This is a genomic window from Mesorhizobium sp. M0293 (genome assembly GCF_040321735.1).
Taxonomy (GTDB): Bacteria; Pseudomonadota; Alphaproteobacteria; order Rhizobiales; family Rhizobiaceae; genus Mesorhizobium.
Genome location: NZ_JAMYSA010000071.1, coordinates 17,772 through 33,376 on the forward strand (window position 1 = coordinate 17,772; position 15,605 = coordinate 33,376).

Below are 15,605 nucleotides of genomic sequence, written 5' to 3' on the forward strand. Positions count from 1 at the left end.
GCTTTAACGCCCCCGATCCTCCCTCTGTCGCGGACAAATCCGGCGGACGAGAATTCGACTCCATCTCGTCCGACACCAGGCCTCTACTCCGCAGCCATAGCTAGTCGCAGGTCCGGCTCCTCCGTCGAGACCTCATGGATCTCATCCGCAGTCGGCTTGATGCGGAACCACGCGGTGTACAGAGCTGGGAGGAAGAGCAGGATCAAAACCGTGCCGGCCGCCGTTCCGCCGATCAGCGTGTAAGCCATCGATCCCCAAAACACGGAGTGCGTGAGGGGGATGAAGGCCAGCACGGCGGCGAGAGCGGTCAGGATGACGGGCCTCGTGCGTTGCACAGTGGCCTCAATGACGGCGTGATAGTCGTCAAGACCGGCAGCACGGTTCTCCTTGATCTGTTCCGTCAGGATCAGCGTATTGCGCATCAGGATGCCGGCCAGTCCTATGAGGCCCAGAATGGCGTTGAACCCGAAAGGCTGGTTGAAGGTGAGCAACATCGGCACGACCCCAACGAGGCCAAGCGGTGCCGTCAGCACGACCATGAACATCGTCGAGAAGGATCGTACCTGCAGCATGATGACGATCAGCATGGCGGCGATCATGGCCGGGAAGATCTTGCCCAAAGCAGTGTTGGCCTTGGTCGCCTCCTCGATTGATCCACCCATTTCGATGCGATAGCCGGCCGGAAGGGAAGCGATCAGCGGCTGCAGGGCCGTCATGATCTGCTTGGAGACCTCTGGAGGCTGCGTTGCCTCATTGATATCCGAGCGGACTGTGATGACCGGCAGACGATCGCGACGCTTCAGGATCGGCTCTTCAAGACGGACTTCCGAATGACCGATCTGGTCGAGCGGAATCTGGCGGCCGTCCCGGCTCATCAGCGAGAAATCCGCCAGACGCGCCGGGTCCAGCCGCTCAGCCCCAGCGCTGCGCGCCACGATCGGGACATTGCGAATGTCCTCGCGGACCTGCGTGACGGGAATGCCGGTGAGCAGGAACTGCAGCTGCTGGGCCACCTCCGCAGGCGACAGCCCAATGAGGTTCAGCCGATCCTGGTCAGGGATGAAGCGCAGTACGGGCGTGCGGTTGCCCCAGTCGCGGTTGGCCTGGCGCACGTCCGGGACGCCCCGCATGATCTCGATGGCCTTCTCGGAGATGCTATAGAGTTGCGTGGCATCAGTCCCCGTGACCCGGAACTCGACAGGGAACGGCGTATAGGGTCCGAACACTAGCTGCGTGACGCGGACATTGGCTTCCGGCGCGAGCCCCTGCGATACCGCCTCCCGGAGCCGGTGCTTCAGCGCCTCGCGCGCCTCCGCGTCCGGTGTCAGAACGACGATCTTGGCGAAGGCAGGATCAGGCAGTTCCGGGGCCATCGCGAAGAAGAAACGCGGAGCGCCCTGACCGACGTAGCTCGTCACGATCTTGGCTTCGGGCTGGCCGTCCAGCCAATGCTCGAGCTTCTCCACTGTGGCGGTCGTGGTCTCGATGCTGGTGCCTTCCGGCAGACGAACCTCGACCAGCACTTCGGGGCGGTCGGATGTCGGGAAGAATTGCTGTTTCAGGCTGCCCATGCCGACAACCGAAAGCGCGAAAACGATGGCGACGACACCGCAGGTCACGAACTTGTGGCGCACGGCAAAGATGATGAGCCGGCGAAGGCGCCGATAGTTCGGTGTATCGTATATGGCGTGAACGCCGCCTTCGACCGGTTTGATCGCGGGCAGCATCTTGACGCCAAGGTAGGGCGTGAAGACCACGGCGACAATCCAGGAGACGATGAGGGCAAACCCCACGACCCAGAAGATGTTGCCGGCGTACTCGCCGGCCGTCGAGCGTGCGAAGCCCACGGGCAGGAACCCAGCGATCGTCACGAGCGTTCCCGACAGCATCGGCGCCGCGGTATGGCTCCAGGCATAGGCCGCCGCTTTGATGCGATCCATGCCCTCTTCCATCTTCACCACCATCACTTCGATGGCGATGATGGCGTCGTCCACGAGAAGACCGAGCGCCAGGATGAGGGCGCCGAGCGTGATGCGATCGAAGAACCGGCCGGTCTCCAGCATGATGAGGAACACGGCGGCAAGCGTCAGCGGGACGGCGGCCGCCACGACGATGCCGACGCGCCAGCCCATGCTGAGCAGGCTGATCAGCACGACACCGAGCGCCATCGCGAATTTCAACATGAACTCGTCGACCGCCGAGGTGATGTTGACGGCCTGGTCGGACACCTTGTCGAGCGTTATCCCAAGCGGCAATGTCCGTGCGATGGCCGCCGTCCTGTCCTCCAGCGCCTTGCCGAGCGCGCGACCGTCCCAACCTTCCTGCATAACGGCCGCGAGCATGATGGTGGGCTCGCCCTGGCGTCGGATGAGATAGGTGGGAGGGTCCTCGTAGCCGCGGCGAACCTCGGCAACGTCGGAAAGCTTCAGCGTCCGCCCCCCGGCAACGATCGGCGTGTCGGCGATAGCCTGGACACCGTCATAAGCGCCGTTGAGCCTGATGAAGACCTGCGGCCCCTGAGTATCGATCGAGCCCGCCGGCGTGACGGTGTTCTGCCTTTGCAGGGCCGCAACGATATCTTGTGCGGACACGCCGAGGGTTGCCAGCTTGGCATAGGAAAACTCGACGAATATCTGCTCCGGACGTTCACCGAGGATGTTGATCTTCTTGACGCCAGGCACGTGCAGAAGATCCTGGCGAATGGTCTCGGCCTGCCTGGCCAGCTCACGCATCGGCATGCCTTTTGCCTTCAGCGCATAAAGGGCGAAGCTCACATCGGAATATTCGTCGTTGACGAAGGGCCCGTAGACGCCGGGCGGCAGGTTGCGGGCTTCATCCCCGAGCTTCTTGCGGGCCTGGTAAAATTCTTCCTGCACGGCGGATGGCGGCGTGCTGTCCTTCAGCGTGACCGTCATATAGGCGTATCCCGGCCGCGTGGTCGTCTCGACCCGATCGTACCAGGTGAGCTCCTGAAGCCGCTTCTCCAACGGCTCGGCGACAAGGTCCTGCATCTCGCGGGCCGTCGCGCCCGGCCATGCCGTCGTGACCGTCAGGGTCTTGATGGTGAAGTTGGGATCCTCCGCCCGCCCGAGCATAAGGAACGCGTAGGCGCCAGCCGCCACGAGCAGGAGGATGAAGAACAGGGTGACGGCGCGTTCGCGAACGGCGATCGCTGAAAGATTGAGGTTCATCGTCAGTTGCTCCCGCTTTCGGAGGCAGTCCTGACGCGAGCGCCCTCCTGCAGGAGATGAGCGCCGAGCGAAACGACCGGATCTCCCATGTTCAGCCCGGAGACCACGGCGCTTTCGCTTGTCACACGAACAAGGCCGACGGGTCGGAAGTGTACGGTCGACGTGGCGCGATCCAGGGCCCAAACGCCGGTCTTGCCGCCATCATCGAGCACGGCTCCGAGCGGTACCTGGACTTCCGGCCGGCTCGCCTGGCTTGTGATCCGGATAGTGACGGTCGCGCCAAGCGGTGCTGCCGCGGCCTCCCCGTCGAGCACGTAGCGGGCCTCATAGGTACGGGTCTGGGGATCGGCGGCATCCGACAACTGCCGCAGATGCGCGGTATGGCGCCCATCGGCTGCATAAACGGCGGCCTCGGCCACAGAACCGATCGCCGGCCGGATCGTTTCGGGAAGCGCGACCACCGCTTCACGAGGGCCGGCCTGGGCGATCCGAACCACTGTCTGACCGGCGGAGACGACCTGTCCCGGCTCGCCGATGGTTTCGACCACAGTTCCATCCGTGTCCGCCACCAGGACGGAATACGCCGCTTCGTTTTCCGCGACTTTCGCTTCCGCTTCGGCGGCGGCGAGTTGTGCGGTCGCGGTATCCAACGCGGCCTTCGCCTGCTCGTAGCGCTGCGGAGTTGCTGCTAATTCCTTCTTGACCAGAACGGCATAGCGCTTTTCGTCAGCGCTCGCCTGAACCAGCACAGCGCGTGCCGCGGCAACCGCATTGCGCTTGGCGGTGAGCGCGAGAGCCAGATCGGTGTCGTCGATACGCAGAAGCGGTTGGCCCGCCTTGACCCGTTCACCGACGTTCACCAAGCGCTCGATGATCTTGCCGGGTACGCGAAAACCAAGATTGCTCTGCACCCGCGCGGCAATCGTGCCCGTGAAGCCGCGTTCGGATCCAGCCACTGGCGCCGCCGTCACCAATCTGACGATCGGCGCTTCCTGCCTCGGATCCGCCACTGCGGCTGCCTGCGTGCGAACGGGCAGCGTGACGAATGCGGCCACCCCTAACCCAGCAGCCAGGATGCTGCCCAGCCCAATGACAAGTCGCTTTTTCATGCCCATCGCCTCATGCCGAAATAGATTGCGTTCGAACTCTATATCTGCTATTGATTACGAATGCAATCTAAAAAAGGAGACTGATGATGCGCGTAAGTCGCAGTCAGGCAGAGCAAAACCGGCAAACCGTGATCGATGTGGCAAGTCGCCTTTTTCGCGAGCGCGGCTTTGACGGCATCGGCCTCAAGGATCTGATGAAGGGGGCCGGGCTGACCCAAGGCGCCTTTTACAAGCAATTCGAGTCGAAGGACGATCTGGCGGCGCAGGCATCCAGGCGGGCGATGGAAAGCGCCACCCACAGGTGGTCGGCCGCGACCGCGGCAAATCCTGGGAACCCGCTCGACGGGGTGATCTCATTCTACCTCAGTATGGATCATCGCGGGGAAAAGATGGACGGCTGCCCGGTCGTTGCGCTCGGCTCGGATGCCGCCAGGCAGGGCCCCGAGGTGAGGGCGTCATTCGAGGCCGGGATCAAGGAGTACCTTGAGATGCTCGGCAGTTGGGTTGGCGAGGGCGACAGTGAGAAGGCCGGCGACAAGGCAATGGCTGTTCTCTCGACAATGGTCGGCGCGGTACTGCTCTCGCGGGTCGTCAACGACCCCGACCTCGCTCAGGCATTTCTGGATGCGGCGGCCGATCAGGTTCGCGAAACAGTCGCCGTCCCGGAGGCCCGACGCGAGCGCCAGCGGCGCTCATAACTGACGCTCTTCGCTCCGACCTTCCATGCTTCTCCAACTCCGGTCCAACACAAAGAAAGACATAATTTCCATGAACAAGACCAATCCTGGCGTCGCCCTTGTGACAGGGGCATCTTCCGGCATCGGCCGCGCTACCGCCGATGCCTTGCTAAGGGCGGGCTATCGCGTATTCGGTACCAGTCGTCGCGAAGCCGCCGAAAGCTCTGGTGGCATTACCATGCTGGCTTGTGACGTGACCGATGATGAGTCCGTCGTGAAGATGGTCGAGAAGGTACTGGCCGAGGCCGGGCGCATCGACCTGCTTGTCAACAATGCCGGAATGGGTCTGTTTGGCGGCGCGGAGGAGTCCTCAATCGCCCAGGCTCAGGCGCTGTTTGACGTGAACGTCTTCGGCGTTTTGCGCGTGACCAATGCGGTGTTGCCGACAATGCGACGCCAAGGGATGGGCAGAATCGTTAATTTGAGTTCGGTACAGGGGATTATCCCCGCCCCCTATTTCGCGCTTTACTCGTCGACCAAACATGCCATCGAGGGTTATTCCGAATCGCTCGATCACGAATTGCGCCCGTTCGGCATTCGCGTGTCGTTGGTGGAGCCCGCCTATACCCGTACGTCATTCGAGGACAATCTCGCCGCCCCCGATCAATTGCTTGATATCTATGACTCCGCGCGCGCTGGCATGACTATATCCGTTCGGAAATCGATGGAAAAAGGTGATGCGCCCGAAGTGGTAGCCGAGACCGTTTTGGCCGCTGCGATCGATCCCACTCCGAAGAAACGCTATGCGGCGGGAAAAATGGCGCGCCAGGTCAGTTTCCTGCGCCGTTTCGTCCCCGCGTCCGCATTCGACAAGAGCCTGCGAAAGCAGCTCGGGCTGCCGGCCTGACGCCGGCCTTATCAGGGAATTCATGGCGGCCGGCGGTAAGCTGAGCCACGACGAAATCGTGACTCGCAACCGGGCGGTGACTGCGGAGTGACCGAAGCCTAAGATTGGCGTGTCGATCCCGGCATCCTGGTCGTTCGCATCTTCCCCAACCCGCGGAGCTGCCTGCGGCTGGTTCGGGCGTTGGCAGTGAATATCCGCGAGAACTGGCTTGAGGCGACCCGCTATCTCAAGCAACGGGATAGAGCCTTTTCCAACTCCTGGAGCGGGAACTTGCTTCTTCCCGTGAAATACCGGAAGAAAGATGATCGACTGGCGATTGATTCGGAGCTTGTGCATGCGCGGGGTGCGAGCGGCTTTGGCTGCACTGATCCTGACCGGTTCCATCACTTCCGCCCTCGCTGACAACAGTTCTCCCTTCATCTATCTTGCAACCGAAGATCCTTTCGCTGCCGGTCAACCGACGAAGAACGACGTCTATTTTTTTGGCGGCGTTTTTGCGGCCGGGTCCTTCGGGGATACCATCAACGTCTTCGGCGCCGACTATACGAACAACTACATTATCGGAGCTGCTTACGGCCGCGACTTTGCCGATATTGGCGCTGGTTTCGTTCTTGGCGGTGTGACCGGGGCCGCCGTAAGGTTTGGCGAGGACGACGACACGTCAGGAGAAGTTTGGGCCGGGGTTAGGGTTCGTCACCAGGGCCTTGTCATCGGCGATCTGGCGATTGCGCCCGCACTGACGGCCGGTCTGAGTGCCGTTACGGGCACCACCGGGATCGAACGCGAACGCGAAATCTATTACGACGGCGACGCCTCTTTCCTTGGTTTCATCGGCGCGGAGCTTTCCTTCAGGCTAAGACAAGCTCCCAACGTGGAGCTTGTCTATCAACTCCACCACAGATCCGGCGCCGGTGGCACGTTTGGAAATATGGGAGAGGGTTCCAACGCGAATACTGTTGGAGTCCGTTATCGCTTCTAGCTGACGCCTGAACGCTCCGACAGCAAGCCTGGAAGCTGACAGCTTGAATTTTGTGATGTAAAATCAATCGCTTAAGAGAGAAGCCGATGGTACCGTTGGCTGGGATCGAACCAGCGACCTCCGGATCCACAATCCGGCGCTCTAACCATCTGAGCTACAACGGCACATTTGCCTGAGCGGGATCGAAGCAGAAAAACTCATCCACTCGACCGCTCTGTCTTTCGGCGATGCGTCCTTACGGGCTTATGGATTCTAATTCAAGGCTTTTGGAAAGCAAAGATCAGTTCCTCACATCGGCGCGACATTTGCCTGGCAAAAGGAGGGCACAAGGCAAGAACAGCGCCGAGCAAAGAAAAAGGCCGGCGGGAGGAGGTGCCGGCCTTTTCCTGTTACGAGCCAGCGGGAGGAGGTGCTGGCTGGTCACCCCGGGAGGCAGAGGGAGGAGGTTCCACCCGCCGGGTATTCTTTGATGGCCACCATCATACACCTGATCTTTTTTAAGAAAATGCGACCTTTTGCTGCATCTTCAGATCATGCGTAATGTTAGGCAACCTTGATTTCCTTCATCGCCTTCTCGAAGGCGGTCTTGATCGGCTTGGAGACGTCCTCGGCTGCCTTGGAGGCGACGGCCTGGAAGTCCTTGGCCTGCTCGACGGTCGTCTCGACGCGCTTGCGCAGGAACGCGGTCTGCAGCTCGACGACTTCCGACAGCGACTTGGCGCCGATCAGCGCTTCGAGGTGGGAGAAGCCGGCTTCGGCATTGGCACGCAGAGCGGAAATGGTCTTGAGCGAGAGGTCGCTGGAAACGGTCTTGGCGGTCTCGAAGGTCGACTCCAGAGCCTTCTGGGTCTCCTCGGCGCCGGTCTTCAGCTTGGCATAGGCTTCCTTCGACTGCTCAACGCCCTTTTCGGCGAAAGCGCGCATCTGGTCGGTGGCCTTGGAAGCGTCGAAGCTCGGGAATTCAACGTTTTCGATCGTCTCGGCGGTCTTGGTCCTGGACATTTTCCATCCTTTTCAGCGGCAGCGGCTTTGACAGAAAGCCGTCTCGTTCATGTATGATGGCAATATAAAGGCAAATTTTGTGCATTGCAATATCTTTGTTGCAGTGCACCATAAATTTCTTTGGGCCATTAACCAAGAGCCCAGATTCCAGCCTTTGCACGTTCTGGCTTGTGGACCTTCGCGCCTCCGGCTTTTATTAACAAAGCGTTAACTGCAAATTCGCCGCTCCGTGAGGGTTCGCCAAGCGCATGCCGTCCGAATATTCCTTCCTCGACGTCGCCGTGCTCGACGCGGTCCGCCAGCGCTTTGCCGCCGGCGACGCGATCGCGATCCTGTCGGCGGACCTGGAGCAGGTGATCTGGGCCAACGGGCCGGGAGCCGCGATGTTCGGCTACCCCGACATCGAGGCCATCATCGGCGCCTCGGCGCAGCTGCCCTTGATCGCCAGGCGCCAGATCATGGCGACCAGCGGATTTCCCGAGATCGGCAGTGACCGCGCCATCATGGTGCGGCTGGCGACCGGCATGACCAGCCGCGCCGTCGGCTTCCTGGCCAGTGCGGTGAACATGCCGGACGCCGAGAACGGGATCATGCTGGCGGTGCCGGAGGCGCAGACCGGCTCGCGCAGTGCCGGCGAAATCGCCGCGCGGGCCATCAGCGGCCTTACCGAGGATGGCCATTTCATCGCCTTTGTCGACGCCGGGGGCACTGTCGAGGCAGCCTCGGAAGGATTTTCGGCGCTGGGCATCCTGCCGGAGACGCTGGCCGCGCTCGTCGCCGACGTCGCGGCCGAAAGCGACCGCATCGTCAAGCGCCTCGTCCCCGGCGGCACCGCCTCCTATCCGGCAGGGCTGGCAAGACTGACCGAGGAGCGGCATCTGCTGGTGGTGATCGACGAGGACCAGCTCGACGACACGGCCCCTGCCGAACACCCGGCGCAAACCACTGCCGAGGCCGCGCCGGCCGACGCCGCTGGCGTCCAGCCGGAACAGGGTTCCAAGGCGGCACCAAACGACGAACCGGGAGCCTCGCGAACGGCCGACGCCGCATCGCAGCCGCATGAGATCGCCGACGCGACCGGGCAGACGCCGACAGCGGCCAACAGCGATCGACCGGCAGCTGCGCGCACGCCGGCGCAGCACGACCATTGGTACTTCAACGCAGGCGAGGACGAAGGGCAACAGCCGCGCCGGCCCGAACCTGAAGCGCCGACTGAACCGGCGGCCCTGGAAGTTCCCGCCCAGGGCACGAAACAACAAGACACCGAACGGAATGATGTCCAGGCCACGACCGCGCCTGCGACCGTTCCAGCGATAGACCGCGCAGCGGCGCCGGTACGCTTCGTCTGGCGCACCGCCGCCGAGGGCAAGTTCAGTGCGCTGTCCCCCGCATTCGCCGACATCGTCGGCAAGCCCGCGGCCGACGTGATCGGCCGGCGCTTCAAGGATGTCGCGGCCACCTTCGGCCTCGACCCCTCCGGCGAGATCGCAGGCCTCCTGGAACGGCGCGATACCTGGTCCGGGCGCTCCGTGCTGTGGCCGGTCGTCGGCACTGATCTGAAGATACCTGTCGACCTGGCGGCGCTGCCTGTCTATGGCCGCAGCCGCGCCTTCGAGGGCTTCCGCGGCTTCGGCGTCGCTCGCGCCAGTGACGCGGTCGTCGATCCGGAGGCCATCGGCATGGCGCTGGTGCCCAACGGCGAGGCGCCGGCGGCAACGGAACCGAAAGCCCTCGAACCAGCATCGGAAGAGCCGAAAGCCGAGGGCCCTCAGGCATCGGATCCATTCAAGGGCGAGGTGCCGGCGCTGACGATCGTGCCGAAACCGGAGCGGCGCTTTGCCGACAAGGTGATCCGGCTGGCCGAACATCGCCAGCCGGCCAACGACAAGGGCCTGTCGAGCCTGGAACGCAGCGCGTTCCGCGAGATCGGTGAGCGGCTGAAGAAAGACAGTTCCCCGGTGGAGCCGCCAGAGGCTAAGGAGCCCAGCCTCGAAAGCTCCGGGAAAGCGACGACCGAGACATCTGCTGAACCGTTGACGGAAACTGCAGACGTGCCGACAGCGGAGGCCGAAGCTCCGGCCGAGGCGGCCGGCGACCCGACGAATGCCGGCGAAACCCCTGCGGCAGAGCCAGAGAACGAACCGGTCCAGCCTTCTGATGTCGATGCCGAAGACGAGCGGGATCTGGCGCGGCTCGATGGCGGCCATCCGGACGAAGCGGTTCATGAAGACCGCTCCGAGCCGAATGCGACGGGCTCATTGCTCGACTATGCCGGCCATGATGATGACAGCATGACGTCGGCAGACTTCCGCGATGCCGAGGATAGCGAGGATTGGGCGCAGCCCGACGAGGAAGCCTCCGCGCCCGACGGGCAGGCGGTTGCGTCCGCCGAGGAAACAGCCAGTGTAGGCGACGCCGTGGAAACACGCATCGAGCGCCAGCGCCTGCAGGTGCCGCCGCTCAAGGCCGAAGGGTTCGTGCCGTCGGCGTTTTCAGCCGGAGATGAGCACAAGGCTCCCGATACCTCGCTTCTCGGCAAGTTGCCGGTGCCGCTGCTCATCCATTCCGGCGACCAGTTGCACTATGCGAACGAGGAATTCCTCAACCTGACCGGCTATGACGCGCTCGACGACCTGGCGGATGCCGGCGGCCTCGGCGCGCTGTTTGCCGACCCCTACGCCGACGACGGCGCTTCCGACGGCACCGATCGCGCGCTGCGGTTGAAGACGCGTGATGGGCAGGAATTCCCGATCGAGGCCATTTTGCGCTCTGTTCCCTGGCGCGATGGCAAGGCGTTGATGCTGGTCGTGCGCCGCTCCGACGAGGATGATGCACCAGCGGGCCTGCATGCGGTTGGCGACGAGCAGACGCAGCCAGACATTCCCGAACTCAAGGCACGCATCGCCGAGATGCGCACCATCATCGACACCGCCACCGACGGCGTCGTGCTGATCGGCCGTGACGGCACCATCCGCTCGATCAGCCGTCCGGCCGAAGCGCTGTTCGGCTTCGACAGCGACGACGTGACCGGCAAGCCGTTCGCCTCGCTGTTTGCGATCGAAAGCCAGCCCGCGGCGCGCGACTATCTCAACGGACTGTCCGAACCCGGCGTGGCGAGCGTCATGAATGACGGCCGCGAGGTGATCGGGCGCGAGGCGCAAGGGCGCTTCATCCCGCTGTTCATGACCATTGGCCGGCTGCCCAACGACAGCGGCTTCTGTGCTGTCGTGCGCGACATCACGCAGTGGAAGCGGGCCGAAGAGGATTTGACGCAAGCGCGTGCGGTGGCCGAGCGCGCATCCTCGCAGAAGACCGATTTCCTCGCCCGCATCAGCCACGAGATCCGCACCCCGCTCAATGCCATCATCGGCTTTTCCGAACTGATGGTCGACGAGAAGTTCGGACCTGTCGCCAATGACCGCTACCGCGACTATCTGCGCGATATCAACCGCTCGGGCAATCATGTGCTCGACCTCGTCAACGACCTGCTCGACATCTCGAAGATCGAAGCCGGCCAGCAGGAGATGGCCTACGAGGCGGTGTCGCTCAACGACACGCTGGCCGAGACGGTGGCGATGATGCAGCCGCAGGCCAACCGCGAACGCGTCATCATCCGCTCCAGCTTCGCTTCGCGGCTGCCGGAAGTGGTGGCCGACCTGCGCAGCGTGCGCCAGATCGCCCTCAACATCCTGTCGAATGCCATCCGTTATACCCAGGCTGGCGGCCAGGTGATCGTCTCGACCGCCTATGAGATGTCAGGCGACGTCGTGATGCGGGTGCGTGACACCGGCATCGGCATGAGCCAAGCCGAGATCGAGCAGGCGCTGAAGCCGTTCAAGCAGATCAACGCGCTGAAACGCGGACGCGGCGACGGCACAGGGCTTGGGTTGCCATTGACCAAGGCGATGGTGGAAGCCAACCGCGCCCGGTTCATCATCAACTCGACACCGGGCGAAGGCACCCTGGTCGAAGTCGCTTTTCCATCGACCCGTGTGCTCGCGGAATAGGCTAGCCTTTCCCCCAGGTCGATCCGGTATCGGCAAAAGAAAAGGCGCCCAAAGGACGCCTTAAGAGATGGGATTGCTGTCACAACGGGGGCTTGAGCGAATTCAGATCCTCCGGGGGCTGAGGAACGGGATTTCTCCCTCAAGTTATGTACGACTATCGACGCCGGGCCTTAACAACTCCTTACCGGCGCGGCGGAAAATTTACGAATGTGTACCACTCATGAAATCTAGGTAAATTCTACCGACATATTCGGTTAACCATGCCGGAAAATCTGTGTTTCATGCATGTCGTTGTCTCAAAACCGAGGCCACTTTGAACGACATGCATTAGCGATCACTCAGCCAGCTGCGGCAGGTCCTTGAACAGCTCCAGCGCCTCTGGATTGGCCAGCGCCTCCTTGTTCTTGATGGCGCGGCCATGCACCACGTCGCGCACCGCAAGCTCGGTGATCTTGCCCGACTTGGTGCGCGGGATGTCCGTGACGGCGACGATCCTGGCCGGCACGTGGCGCGGGCTTGCGCCGCTGCGGATCTTGGCGCGTATACGTTTTTCGAGTTCCTCATCGAGTTGCACGCCGGCGGCCAGCCGCACGAACAGGACGACGCGCACGTCATTGTCGAAGTCCTGGCCGATGCACAGCGCCTCCAGGATCTCCGGCATCTGCTCGACCTGGTTGTAGATCTCCGCCGTGCCGATCCTCACGCCGCCCGGGTTAAGCGTGGCGTCGGAGCGGCCATGGATGATCAGGCCGCCATGCGCGGTCCATTCGGCGAAATCGCCGTGACACCAGACATTGTCGAAGCGCTCGAAATAGGCCGCCCGGTACTTCTTGCCCTCGGGATCGTTCCAGAAGCCGATCGGCATCGCCGGAAACGCCTTGGTGCAGACCAGTTCGCCCTTTTCCTGCCGGACCGGCCTGCCGTCATCATCCCAGACATCAACGGCAAGGCCGAGGCCGGGACCCTGGATCTCGCCGGTCCAGACCGGCTGCGTTGGCACGCCGAGCACGAAGCAGGAGACGATGTCGGTGCCGCCGGAGACCGAGGCCAGATGCACGTCCTTCTTGATGCCGTCATAGACGAAGCGGAAATCCTCCGGCGACAGCGGCGACCCAGTGGAGGAAATCGCCCGCACGCTTGACAGATCATGACTGCGGATCGGCTTCAGGCCGGCCTTGCGGACGGAATCGATGAATTTGGCCGAGGTGCCGAAGAAGGTCATCTTCTCGGCATCGGCAAAGTCGAACAGCACATTGCCGTCGGGGTAGAAGGGAGAGCCGTCATAGAGCAGCAGCGTGGCACCCGAAGCGAGCCCCGACACCAGCCAGTTCCACATCATCCAGCCGCAGGTGGTGAAATAGAAGAAGCGGTCGCCCTCGATCAGCCCTGCATGCAGCCGGTGTTCCTTGACATGCTGGATCAGCGTGCCGCCGGCCGAATGGACGATGCATTTGGGAATGCCGGTCGTTCCAGACGAAAACAGGATGTAGAGCGGATGCGAAAACGGCAGCCGCTCGAAGCTGACGGGTTTGACGGCAAAGGGCGACAGCGCCTCCTCCAGCGCCACCGCCTTGTCGATGGTACCGGCGACATCGCTCGACGTGCCGAGATAGTCGACGACCAGTATCTTGCGGACGGTCGAGAGCTTGGCCGCGACCGCGGCGATCTTGTCGGCAACCTCGATCGCCTTGCCATTGTACCAATAGCCATCGGGCGCGATGAAGACGACGGGCTCGATCTGGCCGAAGCGGTCGAGCACGCCCTGCTCGCCGAAATCGGGAGAGCAGGACGACCAGACCGCGCCGATCGAGGCGGCAGCCAGCATGGCGGCAACGGTTTCCGGCATGTTGGGCATCATCGCGGCAATGCGGTCGCCCTTCTTCACCTTGAGCGACAGAAAAAGCTGCTGCAGCCGTGAAGTCAGCGCATGCAACTCGTTCCAGGACAGCCGGCGCTCGACCTTATCCTCGCCGCGAAACACGATTGCCTCACTGGCGCCGGTCTTCTTCAGCAAGTTCTCGGCAAAATTCAGTGTAGCCTCGGGGAAGAACGATGCGCCGGGCATTCTGTCGCCATCGACCAGCGCAGGCTCGCCCCCATTAGTGCCCTTGTCGCCGACGATGCCGCAGAAATCCCAGACCAGGCTCCAGAACCCTTCGCGGTCCTCGACCGACCAGCCGTGAAGCTGCGAATACGAAGAAAACGCCACGCCGGCTTTCACTTCGGCGACCCTGGTGAAGGCGGTCAAGGGTGCTGCATCAATCTGGTCTTGCGTCGGGGTCCAGAGCGGTACTTCGGCAGCCATGATCGTTCCTCCACGGTCGCCTCGCTTATGCATATCGCAGCGCAGCAGAGCAAGATTTTGTTCGGCCGATGCGGCCAGATGTGCGCAAATGCCATCGCCGGGCCATAAAGACTTGAAATGCGTCGGCCCTAAGTCGTAGTGACGACTGGAAGTCGTGGTGACGACTGGGTTACACCCATCGAGCGATCTTTGTCGGAATGGAAGCATACGGGGCGATATGCCATCATCTTTGATCCGGCGCGGAATATGGGCGATCGGCGCTGCCGTGATCGTCATCGCGCTGGTGGTTGCCACCCTGCCGCTGATCGCCTCCACCCGTATCGTGCGCGACCGCATCGCCTGGGAAATGAGTGCGTGGAGCGGCTTCCGGGTCGCCATCGAAGGCTCGCCGCGCATCGAGGTCTGGCCGACATTCCGGGCGATCCTGACCGATGTGACGCTTTCGCAATGGACCGACACCGAGACGCCGCCGGTCGTCGAGGCCGAACGGGTCGAGGTCGACCTTTCCGCCATGGCGGCCTTGCGCGGCGACGTGGTGTTTTCGACGGCGCGGCTGGTGCGGCCGACGATCCGGGTTCAGCGCACGCCAACCGGCCTTTTCCTGCCCGCCGTCCCAACCGGTGGGCGCATCACGCGTTCCATCGACACGGCCCGGGGCGTCGTCAATGCCGACCCCGCAAAGCCGAATCTCGACAAGCTGCCGACCGATACTTTCGGCACGGTGGAGTTTCGCGACGGCCGCATGGTGGCTTCGGTCAACGGTAAGGACGTCGAGATTCTGAGCAGCCTGAGCGGACAGGCGACCTGGGCGGCGATGAACAGCAATGCAACGCTATCGGCGACCGGGATCTGGCGCGGCGAAAGTGTGGCCGTGGACGCCGCATCGGAGAAGCCGCTGGTGCTTTTTGCTGGCGGCTTGGCGCCGCTTTCCCTGTCGTTCAAGGCGCCCCCCGCCACCTTCTCTTTCGACGGCACGGCCAGCATGTCCGAAAACAGCTATTTCGACGGTCAGGCGAAATTTTCGGCGCCCTCGCTACGCCGCGTGCTGGAATGGTTGCAGGCCGGCATCGCGCCGGGTGCTGCGATCGGCTCGGTCAGCATTTCGAGCAAGGTCACGGCAACGGCCGGGCGCGTCAAATTCGACAACACCGCCATTGCGCTGGACAACAATCCGGGAATGGGAGCGCTGGACCTGTCGCTTGGCGAAGCTCAGCCGGTGATCTCCGGCACACTCGCCTTCGACACGCTCGACCTCAGAGCGTTCCTGTCGGCCTTCACGCCGCTGGCGCCCACCGGCGCGGTGGGGCCTAGCGAAGTCGACAGTAGTTTCGCCGACAAGATCAACCTCGATCTGAGGTTGTCCGCAGCACACGCCACCGCCGGGCCTATCCAGCTCGCCGACGTCGCCGCCACCGCCCAGGTCAAGGA

The 15,605-nt window shown here is 62.8% G+C and carries 9 protein-coding genes, 1 tRNA gene and 1 pseudogene; 6 read left to right on the forward strand and 5 right to left on the reverse strand.

Features of this window, described 5'->3' with window-relative positions; all coding sequences use genetic code 11:
* Positions 1-83: 83 nt before the first annotated feature.
* Together NKJ06_RS23680 and NKJ06_RS23685 are read right to left on the reverse strand one after the other, a co-directional pair.
* The gene (locus tag NKJ06_RS23680) at positions 84-3,191 is read right to left on the reverse strand and encodes an efflux RND transporter permease subunit (protein ID WP_352810803.1); all 3,108 of its coding nucleotides are present in this window, start codon (positions 3,189-3,191) and stop codon (positions 84-86) included.
* A gap of 2 nt (positions 3,192-3,193) precedes the next feature.
* Entirely contained in the window at positions 3,194-4,300 is a 1,107-nt protein-coding gene (locus tag NKJ06_RS23685; protein WP_352629613.1) for an efflux RND transporter periplasmic adaptor subunit, read from the reverse strand.
* 86 nt (positions 4,301-4,386) lie between these two features.
* Here NKJ06_RS23685 and NKJ06_RS23690 point away from each other — a divergent pair, with 86 nt between their 5' ends.
* From NKJ06_RS23690 to NKJ06_RS23705, 4 genes and pseudogenes are all read left to right on the forward strand, one after another.
* Complete coding sequence (locus NKJ06_RS23690; protein ID WP_352629672.1) at positions 4,387-4,998, forward strand: TetR/AcrR family transcriptional regulator; 612 nt, start codon at positions 4,387-4,389, stop codon at positions 4,996-4,998.
* A gap of 70 nt (positions 4,999-5,068) precedes the next feature.
* A complete protein-coding gene (locus NKJ06_RS23695) occupies positions 5,069-5,884 on the forward strand; it encodes an oxidoreductase (protein ID WP_352629616.1) in 816 nt (271 codons plus the stop codon).
* Positions 5,885-6,013: 129 nt separating this feature from the next.
* A pseudogene (locus tag NKJ06_RS23700) lies at positions 6,014-6,124 on the forward strand (transposase); the annotation flags it as partial.
* Between the two features lie 61 nt (positions 6,125-6,185).
* Positions 6,186-6,863 carry a hypothetical protein gene (locus tag NKJ06_RS23705; RefSeq protein WP_352629617.1) on the forward strand — a complete coding sequence of 226 codons (678 nt, stop codon included), beginning with the start codon at positions 6,186-6,188 and terminating at the stop codon, positions 6,861-6,863.
* An 87-nt stretch (positions 6,864-6,950) separates the two neighbouring features.
* On the opposite strand, the gene NKJ06_RS23710 is transcribed toward NKJ06_RS23705, so the two are convergent.
* Positions 6,951-7,027 (reverse strand) — tRNA-His (locus tag NKJ06_RS23710).
* A 379-nt stretch (positions 7,028-7,406) separates the two neighbouring features.
* Positions 7,407-7,865: a phasin gene (locus NKJ06_RS23715; RefSeq protein WP_109670216.1), complete on the reverse strand. Its 459-nt coding sequence runs from the start codon at positions 7,863-7,865 to the stop codon at positions 7,407-7,409.
* Positions 7,866-8,113: 248 nt separating this feature from the next.
* Here NKJ06_RS23715 and NKJ06_RS23720 point away from each other — a divergent pair, with 248 nt between their 5' ends.
* A complete protein-coding gene (locus NKJ06_RS23720) occupies positions 8,114-11,872 on the forward strand; it encodes a PAS domain S-box protein (protein ID WP_352810805.1) in 3,759 nt (1,252 codons plus the stop codon).
* A gap of 334 nt (positions 11,873-12,206) precedes the next feature.
* On the opposite strand, the gene NKJ06_RS23725 is transcribed toward NKJ06_RS23720, so the two are convergent.
* Complete coding sequence (locus NKJ06_RS23725; protein ID WP_352629620.1) at positions 12,207-14,177, reverse strand: acetoacetate--CoA ligase; 1,971 nt, start codon at positions 14,175-14,177, stop codon at positions 12,207-12,209.
* A 217-nt stretch (positions 14,178-14,394) separates the two neighbouring features.
* Between NKJ06_RS23725 and NKJ06_RS23730 the strand changes: the two genes are divergently transcribed.
* A partial coding sequence (locus tag NKJ06_RS23730; protein WP_352810807.1) for an AsmA family protein occupies positions 14,395-15,605 on the forward strand: 1,211 nt, incomplete at its 3' end.